Here is a 14,598-nt window from a genome sequence, read left to right on the forward strand (position 1 = left end):
CACACGGCCACGCCGGCACCGCAAGGGGCATATCATCCGCGAAATAACCGTCCGACTCCAGCATTTCTGCCCGAAACGGCGTTGAAATTGCCGTTCCAGACATTACAACCGGTTATGTCGGCACTTCCACCTGCAACCCATCGACGCGCTGGAACCCGCGTGGCAGCTTGCTGCCGCGCCGACCGCGCTCGCCCTTGTAGTGCTCCAGGTCGTCCGCCTTCAAAGACAGGGTACGCTTGCCGGCTTGCAATACAAGGGTCGCGCCTTCGGGAATCACCGCCAGATCGGTAACAAATTCTTCACGGCTGGCCACCCGGTCACCCGGCACGCCAATGATCTTGTTGCCCTTGCCTTTACCCAGCTGCGGCAAGTCGCTGACCTTGAACACCAGCAAGCGGCCTTCGGTGGTCACGGCCGCCAACCAGTCCTGCTCGCGATCAGCTACTGGACGCGGGGTCATGACCTTGGCCCCGTTGGGCAAGCTGAGCAGGCCTTTGCCGGCCTTGTTCTTGGCCTGCAGGTCTTCACCCTTGACCACGAAGCCGTAACCGGCATCCGAAGCCACCACGTACAGCGCATCGTCGTCAGGCAACAACACACATTCGAAAGTCGCCCCCGGGGGCGGCGTCAGACGGCCAGTCAGCGGCTCGCCCTGGCCACGTGCCGATGGCAGGCTGTGGGCCGCCAGCGAGTAGCTGCGGCCGGTGGAATCGATGAGCACAGCAAACTGGTTGGAGCGCCCGGCCGCGGCGGCCTTGAATCCGTCGCCGGCCTTGTAGGAAAGGCCAGTGGCGTCAATATCGTGGCCCTTGGCGCAGCGCACCCAGCCCTTCTCCGACAGCACCACAGTGACGGGCTCGGTCGGCATCAGCTCGTTTTCCGACAGGGCCTTGGCTTCGGCACGCGCTACGATCGGCGAGCGACGATCATCGCCATAGGTTTCGGCATCCTTGATCAGCTCGCTGCGCACCAGCTTGCGCAGTTTGGCCTCGCTCCCCAGCAAGGCCTGCAGCTTGGCTTGCTCCTTCAGCAACTCATCCTGCTCACCGCGGATCTTCATCTCTTCCAGGCGCGCCAACTGCCGCAGGCGGGTCTCGAGGATGTAGTCAGCCTGGATCTCGGTCAGCTCGAAACGTTCGATCAGGGCCTGCTTGGGGTATTCCTCGGTACGGATGATGTGGATCACTTCATCCAGGTTGAGGAATGCGGTGAGCAAACCGTCCAACAGGTGCAGGCGCCTCTCGACCTTATCCAGACGGTGCTGCAGGCGGCGACGAACGGTATTGGTGCGGAACTCCAGCCACTCCACCAAGATGGTTCGCAGGTTTTTCAACTGCGGCCGGCCGTCCAGGCCGATGATATTCACGTTGACCCGATAGGTGCTTTCCAGGTCGGTGGTAGCGAACAGGTGCTGCATCAGCTCGTCGACATCGACGCGGTTGGATCGCGGGATGATGACAATACGGCACGGGTTCTCGTGGTCCGACTCGTCGCGCAGGTCGGCGACCATCGGCAGCTTCTTGGCCTGCATCTGCGCGGCAATCTGCTCCAGCACTTTGGCCCCGGAGACCTGGTGCGGCAGCGCAGTGACGACGATATCGCCATCCTCGACGCGGTACACGGCACGCATGCGGATCGAGCCGCGGCCGCTTTCGTACATCTTGAGAATTTCAGCCCGCGGCGTGACGATCTCCGCCTCGGTCGGATAATCCGGCCCCTGGATGTGCTCGCACAACTGCTCGATGGTTGCCTTGGGCTCATCGAGCAGTCGCACACAGGCACTGGCCACCTCTCGCAGGTTGTGCGGCGGCACGTCGGTGGCCATGCCCACGGCGATACCGGTGGTACCGTTGAGCAGGATGTTGGGCAGGCGCGCAGGCAGCACGGCCGGCTCCTGCAATGTGCCGTCGAAGTTCGGCACCCAGTCCACGGTACCCTGGCCGACTTCGCTGAGCAGCACTTCAGCGTAGCGTGACAGCCGCGCCTCGGTGTAGCGCATGGCGGCGAACGACTTCGGATCATCCGGCGCACCCCAGTTGCCCTGGCCATCGACCAGGGTGTAGCGGTAGCTGAACGGCTGCGCCATCAGCACCATGGCCTCGTAGCAGGCCGAATCGCCATGGGGATGGAACTTGCCGAGCACGTCACCGACGGTACGTGCCGACTTCTTGTGCTTGGCATCGGCATCGAGCCCCAACTCGCTCATGGCGTAGACGATGCGGCGCTGCACCGGCTTCAGGCCGTCGCCGATATGCGGCAAGGCACGGTCCATGATCACGTACATGGAGTAGTTGAGGTAGGCCTGTTCGGTGAAGTCAGCCAGCGAGCGGCGTTCTACGCCGTCCAGGCTGAGTTCCAGTGAGTCGCTCATGCGGGCCTCGTCATTTCAGGTTCTGGCGCAGCAGCATGGTGCCACCGCGCTGGGTAAATTCAAGTTGTTGCAGGGCACTCATGCCCAGCAGTACGGTGGCCCCATCCAGGCCCGGCACCACGATGGCGCGTACGTTCTGCAGGCGGATATCGCCCAGTTGCAGGCTGGTCAGGCGCGTGCGGTAGCCTTCGGTGCGGCCATTGGCGGTGCTCAGTAGCACCGGGCTACCGCGCTCCAGGCTCAGTTCATGAGCCAACGCCTCCGGGATCGCCACATCGGTGGCGCCGGTGTCGAGCATGAAATGCACCACCTGGCCGTTGATGGCACCATCCACCACGAAGTGGCCCTGGCCATTACTCAGCAGGCGCACTTCGATAAAGCCTTGACCATGCTCGGATTGCACCTGGCTGTTGGGATTACGCTGGCTGTCTTCCCACTGGCCGAAAAAACGCGTGGCAAGAAACAGCGCCGCCGCCCAAGCGACGATCATCAGCAACTTGCCCGCGCGCTTGCCCGGCGCCTGGCTCATGGTTTGGCGCTCCAGCCACCTTCCGGTGCGTCGAAGCGCCAGACGACTGGGCGGATTTCACCGTCGGCACGGGCGCCGTTGTTGTTGTCCAGGCCAATCCAGGCGCCCTTGGCATCGATCACCAGTGCTTCGGCCAGGCCAAACGGCTGCGCGTAGCGCCGTGACTCGACCAGCGCATCAGCAGCGAACGACCAGCACCGCTCGACCTTGCCACTGTCGACATCACGTCGGCACACCCGGTAGGCGTTGCGTTCGAGGGTAAACAGCTTGCCCTCGAACCAGGCCAGGTCAGCGAAGTCGCGCGACAGGGCCCTGGCATTGGGCATCTGCGCGGGTTGCATTTCGACCCCCGCCTCGCTCAGCAGCACGCAACCACGCCCGCAGGTCCAGACCGACTGCTGGCGCTCGATAGCCAGCAGGCCACGGCGCTCACGCTCGGCAGCCAGCCACAGGCGGTCACCCGCGGGGTTGATCGCCAGGCCTTCGAACAGGGCATTGAAGTTCAGCAGCATGCCGCTTGCCCGGGCCTGGCGCACCATGGCCGAGTCGATCCTCAACCAGTCCGGCTCGCCTTCCAGCGGCAATTGCAGCACCGCGGCATGCGCCTCGCTGACCAGATAGAGGTTACCCGCCTGATCACAGGTGATACCTTCGAAATCCAGCTCGCCACCGCGAATGTACGATGCCGCCCAGTTGCGCGACTTCAACCCCCATGGCAGGCCGCTTTCCGGGACAGCCGGCGGGGTGAAGGTAAGCGGCTGCGCGCGCCAGGTGGGGTTCTGCTGATCGAAGCGGTAGATACGGTCGTCGTCACGGTCGGACACGCCCCACAACCCGCCCCGGCATTCCACCAGCCCCGACAGGTTGCCACCGCGCATACCGTCGATCGGGTGCTCGGCTGTCATCTTCAGCTCTGGCCAGTTGCCCGCCAGGGAAGGCAGGGCAACCAGCGCCAGGCAAACGGCAAGTACTTGCCGAATCAAACCATGACCTCGGCCAGGTTGCCCTTGGTTTCCAGCCAACTCTTGCGGTCACCGGCGCGCTTCTTGGCCAGCAGCTTGTCCATCAGCTCGCAGGTGGCTTCTACGTCGTCCAGGGTCAGCTGCACCAGGCGCCGGGTGTTCGGGTCCATGGTGGTTTCGCGCAACTGCGGCGGGTTCATCTCGCCCAGGCCCTTGAAGCGTGTTACCTGCGGCTTGCCGCGCTTCTTCTCGGCCACCAGGCGGTCGAGGATGCCGTCACGCTCGGCTTCGTCGAGGGCGTAGTAGATTTCCTTGCCCAGGTCGATGCGGTACAGGGGCGGCATGGCCACGTAAACGTGCCCAGCTTCGACCAGTGCCCGGAAGTGCTGAACAAACAGCGCACACAGCAATGTGGCGATGTGCAGACCATCGGAGTCAGCGTCGGCGAGGATGCAAATCTTGCCATAGCGCAGCTGCGCAAGGTCGGTTGCCCCCGGATCGACGCCAATGGCCACGGCAATGTTGTGCACTTCCTGGCTGGCCAGGACTTCGCCACCATCTACTTCCCAGGTGTTGAGGATCTTGCCGCGCAGCGGCAGGATGGCCTGGAATTCCTTGTCCCGCGCCTGCTTGGCCGAACCACCGGCCGAGTCACCCTCGACCAGGAACAACTCGGCACGCATCGGGTCCTGGCCCGCACAATCGGCCAGCTTGCCGGGCAATGCCGGGCCCTGTGTGATGCGCTTGCGCTCGACCTTCTTGCTGGCCTTGAGGCGGCGACCGGCGTTGCTGATGGCCAGTTCTGCCAGTTGCATGCCCAGCTCGGGGTGGGCGTTGAGCCACAGGCTGAAAGCGTCCTTGACCACACCGGAGACGAACGCGGCGGCCTCGCGCGATGACAGGCGCTCTTTGGTCTGCCCGGAGAACTGCGGGTCCTGCATCTTCATCGACAGTACGAAGGTGATGCGCTCCCAAACGTCTTCCGGCGCCAGCTTCACCCCGCGCGGCAGCAAGTTGCGGAACTCGCAGAACTCACGCATGGCATCCAGCAGGCCCTGGCGCAGGCCGTTGACGTGGGTGCCGCCCTGGGCGGTGGGGATCAGGTTGACGTAGCTTTCCTGAATGCTGTCGCCGCCTTCGGGCAGCCACAGCAAAGCCCAGTCAACCGCTTCCTTGTTACCCGCCAGGCTGCCACAGAACGGCTCGTCGGGCAGGCGCTGGAATTCGTTGACCGAGTCGACCAGGTAGGAGCGCAGGCCATCCTCGTAGTGCCATTCCACCTTTTCGCCGCTGGCCTTGTCCTCGAAGCTGACCAGCAGCCCCGGGCACAATACCGCCTTGGCCTTGAGCACGTGCTTGAGGCGGCTGATGGAAAACTTGGGCGAGTCGAAGTACTTCGGGTCTGGGCTGAAGTACACGCTGGTGCCGGTGTTGCGCTTGCCGACCGAGCCGACCACTTCCAGCTCGCTGGCCTTGAAGCCATCGGCAAAGGTCATCTGGTATTCATTGCCGTCACGCTTGACGCGCACACGCACCTGCGTCGACAAGGCGTTGACCACCGAGATGCCCACCCCGTGCAGGCCGCCGGAAAACTGATAGTTCTTGTTGGAGAACTTACCGCCGGCGTGCAGCTTGGTAAGGATCAGCTCGACCCCGGACACGCCCTCTTCCGGATGGATGTCCACCGGCATGCCGCGGCCGTCGTCGCTGACTTCCAGCGAATGGTCGGCATGCAGGATGACCTGCACCGAGCGCGCGTGGCCGGCCAGTGCTTCGTCGACACTGTTGTCGATGACTTCCTGGGCCAGGTGGTTGGGGCGGCTGGTATCGGTGTACATGCCCGGCCGCTTGCGGACCGGATCAAGGCCCGAGAGGACTTCGATGGCGTCTGCGTTATAGGCGCTAGCGCTGGGATTGGCCATAGGGTCTCGTCGTCAGTCTGGTGAATGCAAAAAAGTCAAAATACAGAAAAATCGAGCGCCGCATACTGCCCACGGGCAATGCCAGCGAAGGCCAGCAGCGCCGGCAGGCGCTCGGCAAAGCCCTGGAAGCTGTGGTCGCCACCGGCCTGGATACGCAGGGCACAAGCACGGTAATAGCGCTCGGCGTGGCGATAGTCCAGGGTTTCATCGGCGGTCTGCAGCCACACTTGATAGCGGTCGGCATCGGCCGGGGCCGCCACTTCCAGCTCGGCCAAGGCCTGCACGTGATCGTGGGTCAGTTCCCAGGTTTCACCGCTGTAATGATTGCGCTGGGTGCCCAGGTAACCGTCAAAATGCTTGTGCGGGGTTACCGCCGGGTTGACCAGCAGGGCCTTGAGGCCATGGCGCTCGGCCAGATGGGTGGCATAGTAGCCGCCGAGCGAACTGCCCACCAGCAGTGGCGCCCCCAGTTCGGCGATGGCCGCTTCGAGCTGGACCATGGCTTGCCGTGGGTGGTGGTGCAGGGCCGGCACTCGCAGCTGGTCGGCCAGGCCGAGCTGCTGCATGACTGCCTCCAGCTGACGCGCCTTGGTCGAAAGCGGCGAGCTGTTGAAGCCATGGATATAGAGGATGGAACCCGACATGCTGCCCCCGGAATCTGTGGCTTCGCGCCTGATAATGCGGGCGCAGGGACGCGCAGTGTAGCGCGTTCGCCGGGTTTTGGCGCCGCACAGGGGTTTTAGCAACACATTCTTCAACAGCTTTGAGAGTGCCGGGGGCGCTTTGCGCCCCTATCGCGACACAAGGCCGCTCCCACAGGGGTACGCGATCTCCTGTGGGAGCGGCCTTGCGTCGCGATAGGGCTGCGCAGCAGCCCCAAAATCATCAATAGCCAGGGCTATCGAAGTCGAGACTCACCTCGAAATCCAGCGCCCGCTCCACCCCGGTCTCCAGCCGCCCGTCGGCATGCAGGCGCAACCAGCGGTACCCCGGATGCTCTTCGCTCACCTGGAAGTCTTCGCTGCGCGCCGCGAACTGAATGCAGGTCGACGGCGTGGCCAACAGGCGCCGCCCCTCTCGGACCTCATCCCATTCCTGATGCACATGCCCCCATAGCAAAGCCCGTACCTGTGGATATCCTTCAACGATATCGAACAGCGCCTGGGCATTGCGCAAGCCGATCGGCGCGATCCAGGCGCAGCCGATGTCCACTGGCTGATGGTGGAAGCACACCAGGCAATGCCGCTCGCCGGCCTCTTTCAAGGCGGCTTCCAGTACGGCCAGCTGGTCATCTTGCAAAAACCCGTGGGTAGCACCCTGCACGGCGGTGTTGAGCATGACCACCCGCCACGCGCCGATATCGGTCACCGCCTGCACCAGTTCCGGCGCCACCTGCGCCATCACCTGAGCCTCGTCATGGTTGCCCGGCAGCCAGCGAGTGGGTACGGCAAACGGTGCGGTCAGCTCACGAAACGCTTCATAGGATGCCACGCTGGCATCCTGGGACAGGTCGCCCGTGCACAGCAGCAAGTCGACAAGCGGCTGCTCGCGCCGCACCTGGGCCACCACGTGGCGCAGGCTGTCTCGGGTCTTGAGGCCCAGCATGCTGCCAGCCGGGTCGGCGAACAGGTGGGCATCGGTCAGTTGCACCACATGCACGGGGCGGGATTGGTCTGGCGGCGACAACGGCCATCTCCTCGAATGGATTCAGCGGGAATTATGGCTGTGCGACGGTGACGAGCAAACACCCGCAACCGACTCACGTCACAATTCAGCGAACACTTGCCAGTTCGTGGCCGCAGGCCAGGCAGTGGCTGAGCCATTCACCCAGGAACAGGTTGAGCTGGGCCTTTTCGTCCGGCTGGTGCATGGCATCGTTCGGATACGGGTAGATGCTGCGCAGGCGCCGGGTGTGTTCGGCGCTGACCACTTCGGCCATGCGCGCATCGTGATACACCTGCACTTCCAGGTGTGGCACTGGCAACCACGGCAGGCTGTGTTCCTGGCGCACATGCAGGGTTGTGGTGTACGGGCAGGCCAGCACCACGTCGAGCACCAGCACGCCAAGCATCTGGTCACCCTGGGTCATGCCGATGCGGCGCGAGCTCTGGGTGGTGCGCATGTCGGGCAACAAGCGCATCAGCCGGGCGTAGTTGGCCTCGCAGGCTGCCTGCAGCCCGACCAGGTCGACTCGATAGCGCTCGCGCAGCAGGTTCACTTCCACATACCTCTTACTTCGTCACGGTTCAGCGCCAGCCATTGCAGGCCAATGATGGTGGCCGCATTGCAGATGCGCCCGTCGCGCACCGCCTGCAGGGCATCCTCGAACGCCCACACGCGTACGCGAATGTCTTCGCCCTCTTCCTCCAGGCCATGCAGCCCTCCCGCGCCCTCGCTGCTGCAACGGCCGAGGAACAGGTGAACGTATTCGTCACTGCCGCCGGGCGACGGGAAGTAGCGGGTCATCGGCCACAGGGCGCTGAACGTCAGGCCTGCTTCTTCTTCAGCCTCGCGATGGGCGACTTCCTCGGGCTGCTCGTCTTTGTCGATCAGCCCGGCAACCATCTCGATCAGCCAAGGGTTGGCGACCTTGTCCAGTGCGCCCACGCGGAACTGCTCGATCAGCACCACTTCGTCGCGCACAGGGTCGTACGGCAGCACGCATACCGCATCGTGGCGCACAAACAGTTCGCGACTGATCTCGCGCCCCATGCCCCCGGCAAATAGCTCGTGGCGCAGGCGTAACTTGTCGAGCTTGTAAAAGCCCTGGAAGCAATTGGCCCGCTCGATGATTTCGAAGCCCTTGGGCACAGCGTTCAACGCGTCTGACATGGAAATCCTCATTACCTCAAATACTGCTTCGCGCCATCCTACTCCGCACGCCTGTTGGTTTCACCCCTTTCCAGCAACCGCTGGCGCACTCGGGACAGCAGCCCTTCACTCTGTTAGCTTAGTGGCGAACTGAAGGCCGCGCAGACGGTCAAAGGCCGACTTTTCCCTGTTCTGCAAGGATCATCATGACACTTGTCAAACTGACTTCCGTGGCCGTGCTGGCACTCGCTCTGGGCGCCTGCCAGAGCCTGTTCACGCCCAACTACCGGGCCCCGCTCGAGGTCAAGCGCGACGCCTGGGAGCATGTCAAACCCGGCTGCAGCGAGAGCGACTGCCCGCTGGTGAACATCGACATGATCCACTTCCCGGCCCTGCCCAAGCTCGACGGCATCGTCGAAAAACGCCTGCTGCAACTGACCGAAGACAATCAGCATGGCACCGCACCAGCCACCCTGCAGGCCTACGAACAGCAATATCTGGCCAGTGCCGACAAACGTAACAGCAGCTACTTGCAAGCCAAGGTACGCGAGCAGCATGACGGGCTGGTGATCATCGAGTTGTCCAGCTACCTGGACAGCGGTGGCGCCCACGGCATGCCCGGGCGCGGCTTCATCAACTATTCACGCAAGCTGGACAAGGTGCTGACCCTGCAGGACATGCTGGTGCCCGGCCAGGAAGACACCTTCTGGAAAACCGTCGAAGAATCGCACCGTGCCTGGCTGATGAGCGTGGGAATGGACAAGGATGCCGAGTTCGTCAAAACCTGGCCGTTCAAGAAATCGCCGCACGTCGCCCTGACGTACGGCGCGGTGGTGGTCAAGTACGAGGTCTATGCCATCGCGCCCTATTCCATGGGCCACGTGGAGCTGAAGATCCCCTACCCGCGCCTGAATGGCGTACTCAAGCCTGAACTGTTTCCCGGCCGCGGCTGAGGCTTAGCAGCCCATGCAGCACACCTGCCAGCAGCAATGCGGGCAGGGTAGCGCCCAGTTCCGGCGCCTTGGCGGCAATCAGGTGATAGGCCACCGCCCCGGCAAACCAGGCCACCAACGCCTGCCAGTGCAAGCCATTGACCTGCGCTGGCAGACGGCGTCGACGGACCACGTAGTGGTCCATCAGCACCACGCCGAACAGCGGTGCGAACACCGAGCCGATCAGCAACAGGAAGTTTTCGTACTGTGCCAGTGGCGCCAACAGGGCAATCAGGGTGCACAACACGCCGATGGCCAACGCCAGGTGCTCGACCTTCAGCGGTAGCAGCACACCGGTGGAAACCGCCGCCGAGTGGATGTCGGCGAAGGCCTTTTCCGACTCGTCCAGCAGAATAAGCAGCAGCGGAATCCCCATGCCGGCGCCCGCCAGGGCCAGCAGCAAGGCATTGACTTCGCCATTGGCGGCGAACGCCAGCGTGTAGGCCACGCCCAGGCTCATCAGCCAAGTGTTGCCGATGAAGTAGCCAACGACCGTGCCGCCGAACACATGCTTGCCATTGCGGGCAAAGCGCGAGTAGTCCGCGATCAGCGGCAGCCAGGACAGCGGCATGGCGATGACGATATCGAAGCCAACCGCCAGCGACATCGAACCATCCCCGGCTCGGTTCCACAGCTCCGCCAGGTCGGCCTTGGCGAACAGGTTCCAGGTCAGCCACAGACAGGCGCCCAGCAACAACCAGATGCCCCAGGCGCGCAGCACCTTGCGCACGAAGGCCAGTGGCCCGCTGACAGCCAGCAGGGTGGCCAGGGCACCGAAGCACAGCGTCCAGAGCATGGGGCTGTTCCAGGCACTTTCCTCACCGAACGCTCGCGCACCCAGCAAGCTGGCAGCATCGCGCATGACGATAATCTCGAAAGCGCCCCAACCCACCAGTTGCAGCAAGTTGAGCAGCGCCGGCAAGCGCGCGCCATGGCTGCCCAGGCTGAGTTTCAGGGTGCCCATGGCGGACAGGCCGGTGTCGCTGCCGATAACCCCCGCCGCACCCAGCAACAGCACACCGACACCGGTGCCCAGGGCGATGGCCAGCACGGCGCCAGCAAGGCCTAGGCCTGGCGCCAGCATGGCGCCGACCTGCAGCACCATCAGGCCGATGCCCAGGGAAAACCACAGTGAAAACAGGTCGCGAGCACCGAAGATGCGCTGCTGGATGGGGATTGGATGGTCGGGAGAGAACTGGCTGGGTGATGTCATGGTTGGCGCTCGCCGGCAATATTGTTGGTGTTCCTGGCGAGGACTTCGTCCTCGTATCCCGACGCAAGGCCGCTCCCACAAAAACCACGCAGGCTTCGAGGCTTGCGCGGTTGAGCTGCGCCCCAGATGTTGGACGGTCGGTGCTAGGCTACCTCAGCTTGAGTTCTGTAAGCCACAGGACTCAGGCCGTTGAGTTTCATTTTAATGCGGTCATGGTTGTAATAGTGGATGTACTCATCCAGTCCCGCCTGTAGCTCTGCGACGCTTTTGAAGCGCTCACGGTAGAAGTATTCCGATTTCAGCGTGCCGAAAAAACTCTCCATCGCGGCGTTGTCCAGGCAGTTACCTTTGCGTGACATGCTTTGCTCAAGCCCTGCTTCCTTCACACGTGCACAGTAATCAGGGTATCGGTAGTGCCATCCTTGGTCCGAGTGCAGCAGTGGTTTGTTGCCCGCCGGAAGCAGTTGAATCGCGCGCTCCAGCATTTCGCCGACCAAGGTGAAGCGCGGTCTGGTGTCGGTGCGATACGTCACGATTTCGCCGTTGTACAGATCCATTACAGGCGAGAGGTACAGCTTTTCACCCGCCACTTTGAACTCAGTGACATCGGTAACCCACTTCTGGTTAGGCTGATCAGCCTGGAAATTACGCTTGAGAATATTAGGCGCGGCTTCTCCCATCAGGCCCCGATACGCCTTGTACTTCTTCGGACGGACCGTGCACTTGAGGTCTAGAGCAGCCATCAGCCGGCGCACCTTTTTACTGTTAACCAACTGCCCAGAACTGCGCAGCGCAGAGGTAACCCGCCGATAACCATAACGACCGCGATGTCGGTCGCAGATCTCCTGGATCGAGATTTTGAGAGAGGCACACTTATCCCCGGCCTCAAGCAGCCCTAGCTGGTAATAGTAAGTACTGCGTGGCAGGCCGGCAGCCTTGAGCAGATCGGCAAACGGGTAGTGTTCGCGCAAAGCCCTTACTAGCCGGGTTTTTTCCTGGCTTTCTTCAGCCTCGCCTTCTCCTCGTCGAGCTCCTCGAGCTTTTTTAGGTAGGCGTTCTCCGCTTCAAGCTGGCGAAGTCTCTTGAGCAGCTCCGCATGGGTAAGCTCCTCGATAGGTTTGGGAGCGGTCTCTTCGGGCTTGCGCGGGGCTTTAGGCATAGGGTTAACCAATATCTTTTTGCTTGAGGACAGGGCTTGGAAGCCGCCACTGTAATACTGTTCCTCCCAGTGCCGCACCTGAGATGAGTTACCCAGGTTGAACAACGCTGCGGTGGCCCGGAGCGACAGCTTCTCGCGCCACATACGGTAGAGCACAGAAAGCTTGAACTCGCTGCTGTAATGACCGCCAGGCTTCTCGAAGCTGGCCTCACCATGTAACTGATAGGACATGACCCAACGGCGCAGCAAAGTCGGATCGATTTGAAACAGCGCCGCGATGTGGCGAAAGCCTCGGCCACGCTTGAGGAAAGCCTGGATGGCTGACTGCTTGAATTGTGTTGAGTACTTGCTCATGAAAACCCCCAGATGATGGACAGATGTCCAACATCTGGGGCGCAGCTCAGGTCCTTGTGGGAGCGGCCTTGCGTCGCGAAAGGGCCGCAAAGCGGCCCCAGCGTGCTTAGACTTTGTGGTACAGCTGGCTGCCTTCCTGGCGGAACCGCTCGGCCTGCTCACGCATGCCTTGCTCGACCGTCACATCCACGGCCTCGATCTTGGCTGCGTACTCACGCACTTCCTGGGTGATCTTCATCGAGCAGAACTTCGGCCCGCACATCGAGCAGAAGTGCGCGACCTTGGCCGATTCCTTCGGCAGGGTCTCGTCGTGGAAAGCGCGGGCAGTGTCAGGGTCGAGGCCCAGGTTGAACTGGTCTTCCCAACGGAACTCGAAACGCGCCTTGGACAAGGCGTTGTCGCGAATCTGTGCACCCGGGTGGCCCTTGGCAAGGTCGGCGGCATGCGCGGCGATCTTGTAGGTGATGATGCCGGTCTTGACGTCGTCCTTGTTCGGCAGGCCCAAGTGCTCCTTCGGCGTGACGTAGCAGAGCATGGCGCAACCGAACCAGCCGATCATCGCCGCACCAATGCCCGAGGTGATGTGGTCGTAACCCGGCGCGATGTCGGTGGTCAGTGGGCCGAGGGTGTAGAACGGCGCCTCGTCGCAGCACTCCAGCTGCTTGTCCATGTTCTCTTTGATCAACTGCATCGGCACGTGGCCGGGGCCTTCGATCATGCATTGCACGTCGTGCTTCCAGGCAATCTTGGTCAGCTCGCCGAGGGTTTCCAGCTCACCGAATTGCGCGGCGTCGTTGGCGTCGGCAATCGAGCCAGGGCGCAGGCCGTCGCCCAGCGAGAAGCTGACGTCGTAGGCCTTCATGATTTCGCAGATTTCGTCGAAGTGGGTGTACAGGAAGTTTTCCTTGTGGTGCGCCAGGCACCACTTGGCCATGATCGAGCCACCGCGGCTGACGATGCCGGTGACGCGCTTGGCGGTCAGGGGCACATAGCGCAGCAACACACCGGCGTGAATGGTGAAGTAGTCCACGCCCTGTTCGGCCTGCTCGATCAGGGTGTCGCGGAACAGTTCCCAGGTCAGGTCCTCTGCCACGCCGTTGACCTTTTCCAGGGCCTGGTAGATCGGCACGGTACCGATCGGCACCGGCGAGTTGCGAATGATCCACTCGCGGGTTTCGTGGATGTGCTTGCCGGTGGACAGGTCCATGACCGTGTCCGATCCCCAGCGGATGCCCCAGGTCAGCTTGGCCACCTCTTCCTCGATCGAGGAACCCAGGGCGCTGTTGCCGATGTTGCCGTTGATCTTCACCAGGAAGTTGCGACCGATGATCATCGGCTCTACTTCCGGGTGGTTGATGTTGGCCGGAATGATCGCGCGGCCACGGGCGATTTCCTGGCGAACGAATTCAGGGGTGATTTCTTTCGGGATGTTGGCACCGAAGCTGTGGCCGGCATGTTGCTCATTCAGCAGGCCGGCGGCGCGGGCCTCCTGCAGCTTCATGTTTTCGCGGATGGCCACGTATTCCATTTCGGCGGTGATGATGCCCTGACGGGCATAGTGCATCTGCGAGACGTTGGCGCCGGCCTTGGCACGACGCGGGTTGCGCACATGGGCGAAACGCAGCTTGGCCAGCTCTGCATCGTTCAGGCGCTGCTGACCGAAGTCGGAGCTCAGGCCTTCCAGGCGCTCGGTGTCACCGCGGGCTTCGATCCACGCCGAACGCACATCGGCCAGGCCTTTGCGCACGTCGATGATCACGTCGGGGTCGGTGTACGGGCCAGACGTGTCATACACCAGCACCGGGGCGTTGGACTCGCCGCCGAAATCGGTCGGGGTGTCATCCAGGCTGATTTCACGCATGGGGACACGGATGTCCGGGCGCGAGCCTTCGACATACACCTTGCGCGAACGCGGAAAAGGTTGCACGGACTGCTGATCGACTTGTGCCGATTCGCTGAGGTTGATCGCTTTTTCTTGTTTGGTCATCACAGGCTCTCCTGACGGCTTCCTAGCAGTGGAATGTCGGGGTGAACCTGAAACGCGCGGACGCACCCTCTTTGGGTGCAGTGCCGGACATGGGGGGTGCCTGAAGCTGTATGCAGCTGTGACAATCCCGGACCTGGCACAAGAGGCTCCCCGGGAAGGCGAGCAATCTTGTTCCCTACGCAGGCGCTAACCTGATCAGGTTCAACGGGATCCGCACCTCTGCGATCTCAGCCTTTGCTTCAAGGCACCCCGACAAGAACATGCGCAGTCTAGACTGGAGTGGTCAGCAAAGCCAAGC

12 protein-coding genes and 1 riboswitch are annotated in these 14,598 nt (G+C 62.4%); of the genes, 1 reads left to right on the plus strand and 11 read right to left on the minus strand.

Annotated elements, in window-relative coordinates; translation table 11 throughout:
- Positions 1–112: 112 nt before the first annotated feature.
- The 8 genes from parC to ACZ889_RS01490 all read right to left on the minus strand — a co-directional run bounded on the left by parC (position 113) and on the right by ACZ889_RS01490 (position 8,616).
- Positions 113–2,371 (minus strand): DNA topoisomerase IV subunit A, encoded by a 2,259-nt coding sequence (gene parC, locus ACZ889_RS01455; protein ID WP_003249492.1) that lies wholly within the window; start codon positions 2,369–2,371, stop codon positions 113–115.
- A 10-nt stretch (positions 2,372–2,381) separates the two neighbouring features.
- The gene (locus tag ACZ889_RS01460) at positions 2,382–2,900 is read right to left on the minus strand and encodes a retropepsin-like aspartic protease family protein (RefSeq protein WP_003249490.1); all 519 of its coding nucleotides are present in this window, start codon (positions 2,898–2,900) and stop codon (positions 2,382–2,384) included.
- A complete protein-coding gene (locus ACZ889_RS01465; RefSeq protein ID WP_004577398.1) occupies positions 2,897–3,883 on the minus strand; it encodes an esterase-like activity of phytase family protein in 987 nt (328 codons plus the stop codon). The genes ACZ889_RS01460 and ACZ889_RS01465 overlap by 4 nt, the downstream gene beginning before the upstream one ends.
- Entirely contained in the window at positions 3,880–5,784 is a 1,905-nt protein-coding gene (parE, locus tag ACZ889_RS01470; RefSeq protein WP_003249486.1) for a DNA topoisomerase IV subunit B, read from the minus strand. Before parE ends, ACZ889_RS01465 begins: the two co-directional genes overlap by 4 nt.
- A 35-nt stretch (positions 5,785–5,819) precedes the next feature.
- On the minus strand, positions 5,820–6,428 hold the full coding sequence (locus ACZ889_RS01475; RefSeq protein WP_003249484.1) for a YqiA/YcfP family alpha/beta fold hydrolase: 609 nt from the start codon (positions 6,426–6,428) through the stop codon (positions 5,820–5,822).
- A 241-nt stretch (positions 6,429–6,669) separates the two neighbouring features.
- Complete coding sequence (gene cpdA / locus ACZ889_RS01480) at positions 6,670–7,470, minus strand: 3',5'-cyclic-AMP phosphodiesterase (protein ID WP_476257134.1); 801 nt, start codon at positions 7,468–7,470, stop codon at positions 6,670–6,672.
- An 85-nt stretch (positions 7,471–7,555) separates the two neighbouring features.
- Positions 7,556–8,008: a DUF1249 domain-containing protein gene (locus ACZ889_RS01485; RefSeq protein ID WP_003249480.1), complete on the minus strand. Its 453-nt coding sequence runs from the start codon at positions 8,006–8,008 to the stop codon at positions 7,556–7,558.
- Complete coding sequence (locus ACZ889_RS01490; RefSeq protein WP_179053250.1) at positions 7,999–8,616, minus strand: NUDIX domain-containing protein; 618 nt, start codon at positions 8,614–8,616, stop codon at positions 7,999–8,001. Before ACZ889_RS01490 ends, ACZ889_RS01485 begins: the two co-directional genes overlap by 10 nt.
- A gap of 185 nt (positions 8,617–8,801) precedes the next feature.
- Between ACZ889_RS01490 and ACZ889_RS01495 the strand changes: the two genes are divergently transcribed.
- Positions 8,802–9,548, plus strand: coding sequence for an RsiV family protein (locus ACZ889_RS01495; protein ID WP_003249476.1), 747 nt, complete (start codon positions 8,802–8,804; stop codon positions 9,546–9,548).
- Here the strand turns inward: ACZ889_RS01495 and cytX are convergent.
- From cytX to thiC, 3 genes are all read right to left on the minus strand, one after another.
- The gene (cytX, locus tag ACZ889_RS01500) at positions 9,517–10,800 is read right to left on the minus strand and encodes a putative hydroxymethylpyrimidine transporter CytX (RefSeq protein ID WP_267825554.1); all 1,284 of its coding nucleotides are present in this window, start codon (positions 10,798–10,800) and stop codon (positions 9,517–9,519) included. The two genes, ACZ889_RS01495 and cytX, sit on opposite strands and share 32 nt — an antisense overlap.
- Before the next feature lie 143 nt (positions 10,801–10,943).
- Positions 10,944–12,313, minus strand: a protein-coding gene (locus ACZ889_RS01505) for an IS3 family transposase (RefSeq protein ID WP_372340364.1) whose coding sequence is annotated in 2 segments (ribosomal slippage) — positions 10,944–11,813 and positions 11,816–12,313 — 1,368 coding nt in all. Because the reading frame shifts where the segments join, the coding sequence is not laid out codon by codon here.
- A gap of 106 nt (positions 12,314–12,419) precedes the next feature.
- Positions 12,420–14,300 (minus strand): phosphomethylpyrimidine synthase ThiC, encoded by a 1,881-nt coding sequence (gene thiC, locus ACZ889_RS01510; protein WP_003249473.1) that lies wholly within the window; start codon positions 14,298–14,300, stop codon positions 12,420–12,422.
- Between the two features lie 155 nt (positions 14,301–14,455).
- Positions 14,456–14,562, minus strand: a riboswitch (TPP riboswitch).
- Between the last annotated feature and the right edge of the window lie 36 nt (positions 14,563–14,598).

Source organism: Pseudomonas sp. TE3895, from assembly GCF_056278855.1.

Excerpts from the sequence above, each read along its gene's own strand:
- parC (WP_003249492.1), bottom strand. The coding sequence starts at position 2,371 with ATGAGCGACTCACTGGAACTCAGCCTGGACGGCGTAGAACGCCGCTCG.
- ACZ889_RS01460 (WP_003249490.1), bottom strand. The coding sequence starts at position 2,900 with ATGAGCCAGGCGCCGGGCAAGCGCGCGGGCAAGTTGCTGATGATCGTC.
- parE (WP_003249486.1), bottom strand. The coding sequence starts at position 5,784 with ATGGCCAATCCCAGCGCTAGCGCCTATAACGCAGACGCCATCGAAGTC.
- ACZ889_RS01475 (WP_003249484.1), bottom strand. The coding sequence starts at position 6,428 with ATGTCGGGTTCCATCCTCTATATCCATGGCTTCAACAGCTCGCCGCTT.
- ACZ889_RS01490 (WP_179053250.1), bottom strand. The coding sequence starts at position 8,616 with ATGTCAGACGCGTTGAACGCTGTGCCCAAGGGCTTCGAAATCATCGAG.
- ACZ889_RS01495 (WP_003249476.1), top strand. The coding sequence starts at position 8,802 with ATGACACTTGTCAAACTGACTTCCGTGGCCGTGCTGGCACTCGCTCTG.
- cytX (WP_267825554.1), bottom strand. The coding sequence starts at position 10,800 with ATGACATCACCCAGCCAGTTCTCTCCCGACCATCCAATCCCCATCCAG.
- thiC (WP_003249473.1), bottom strand. The coding sequence starts at position 14,300 with ATGACCAAACAAGAAAAAGCGATCAACCTCAGCGAATCGGCACAAGTC.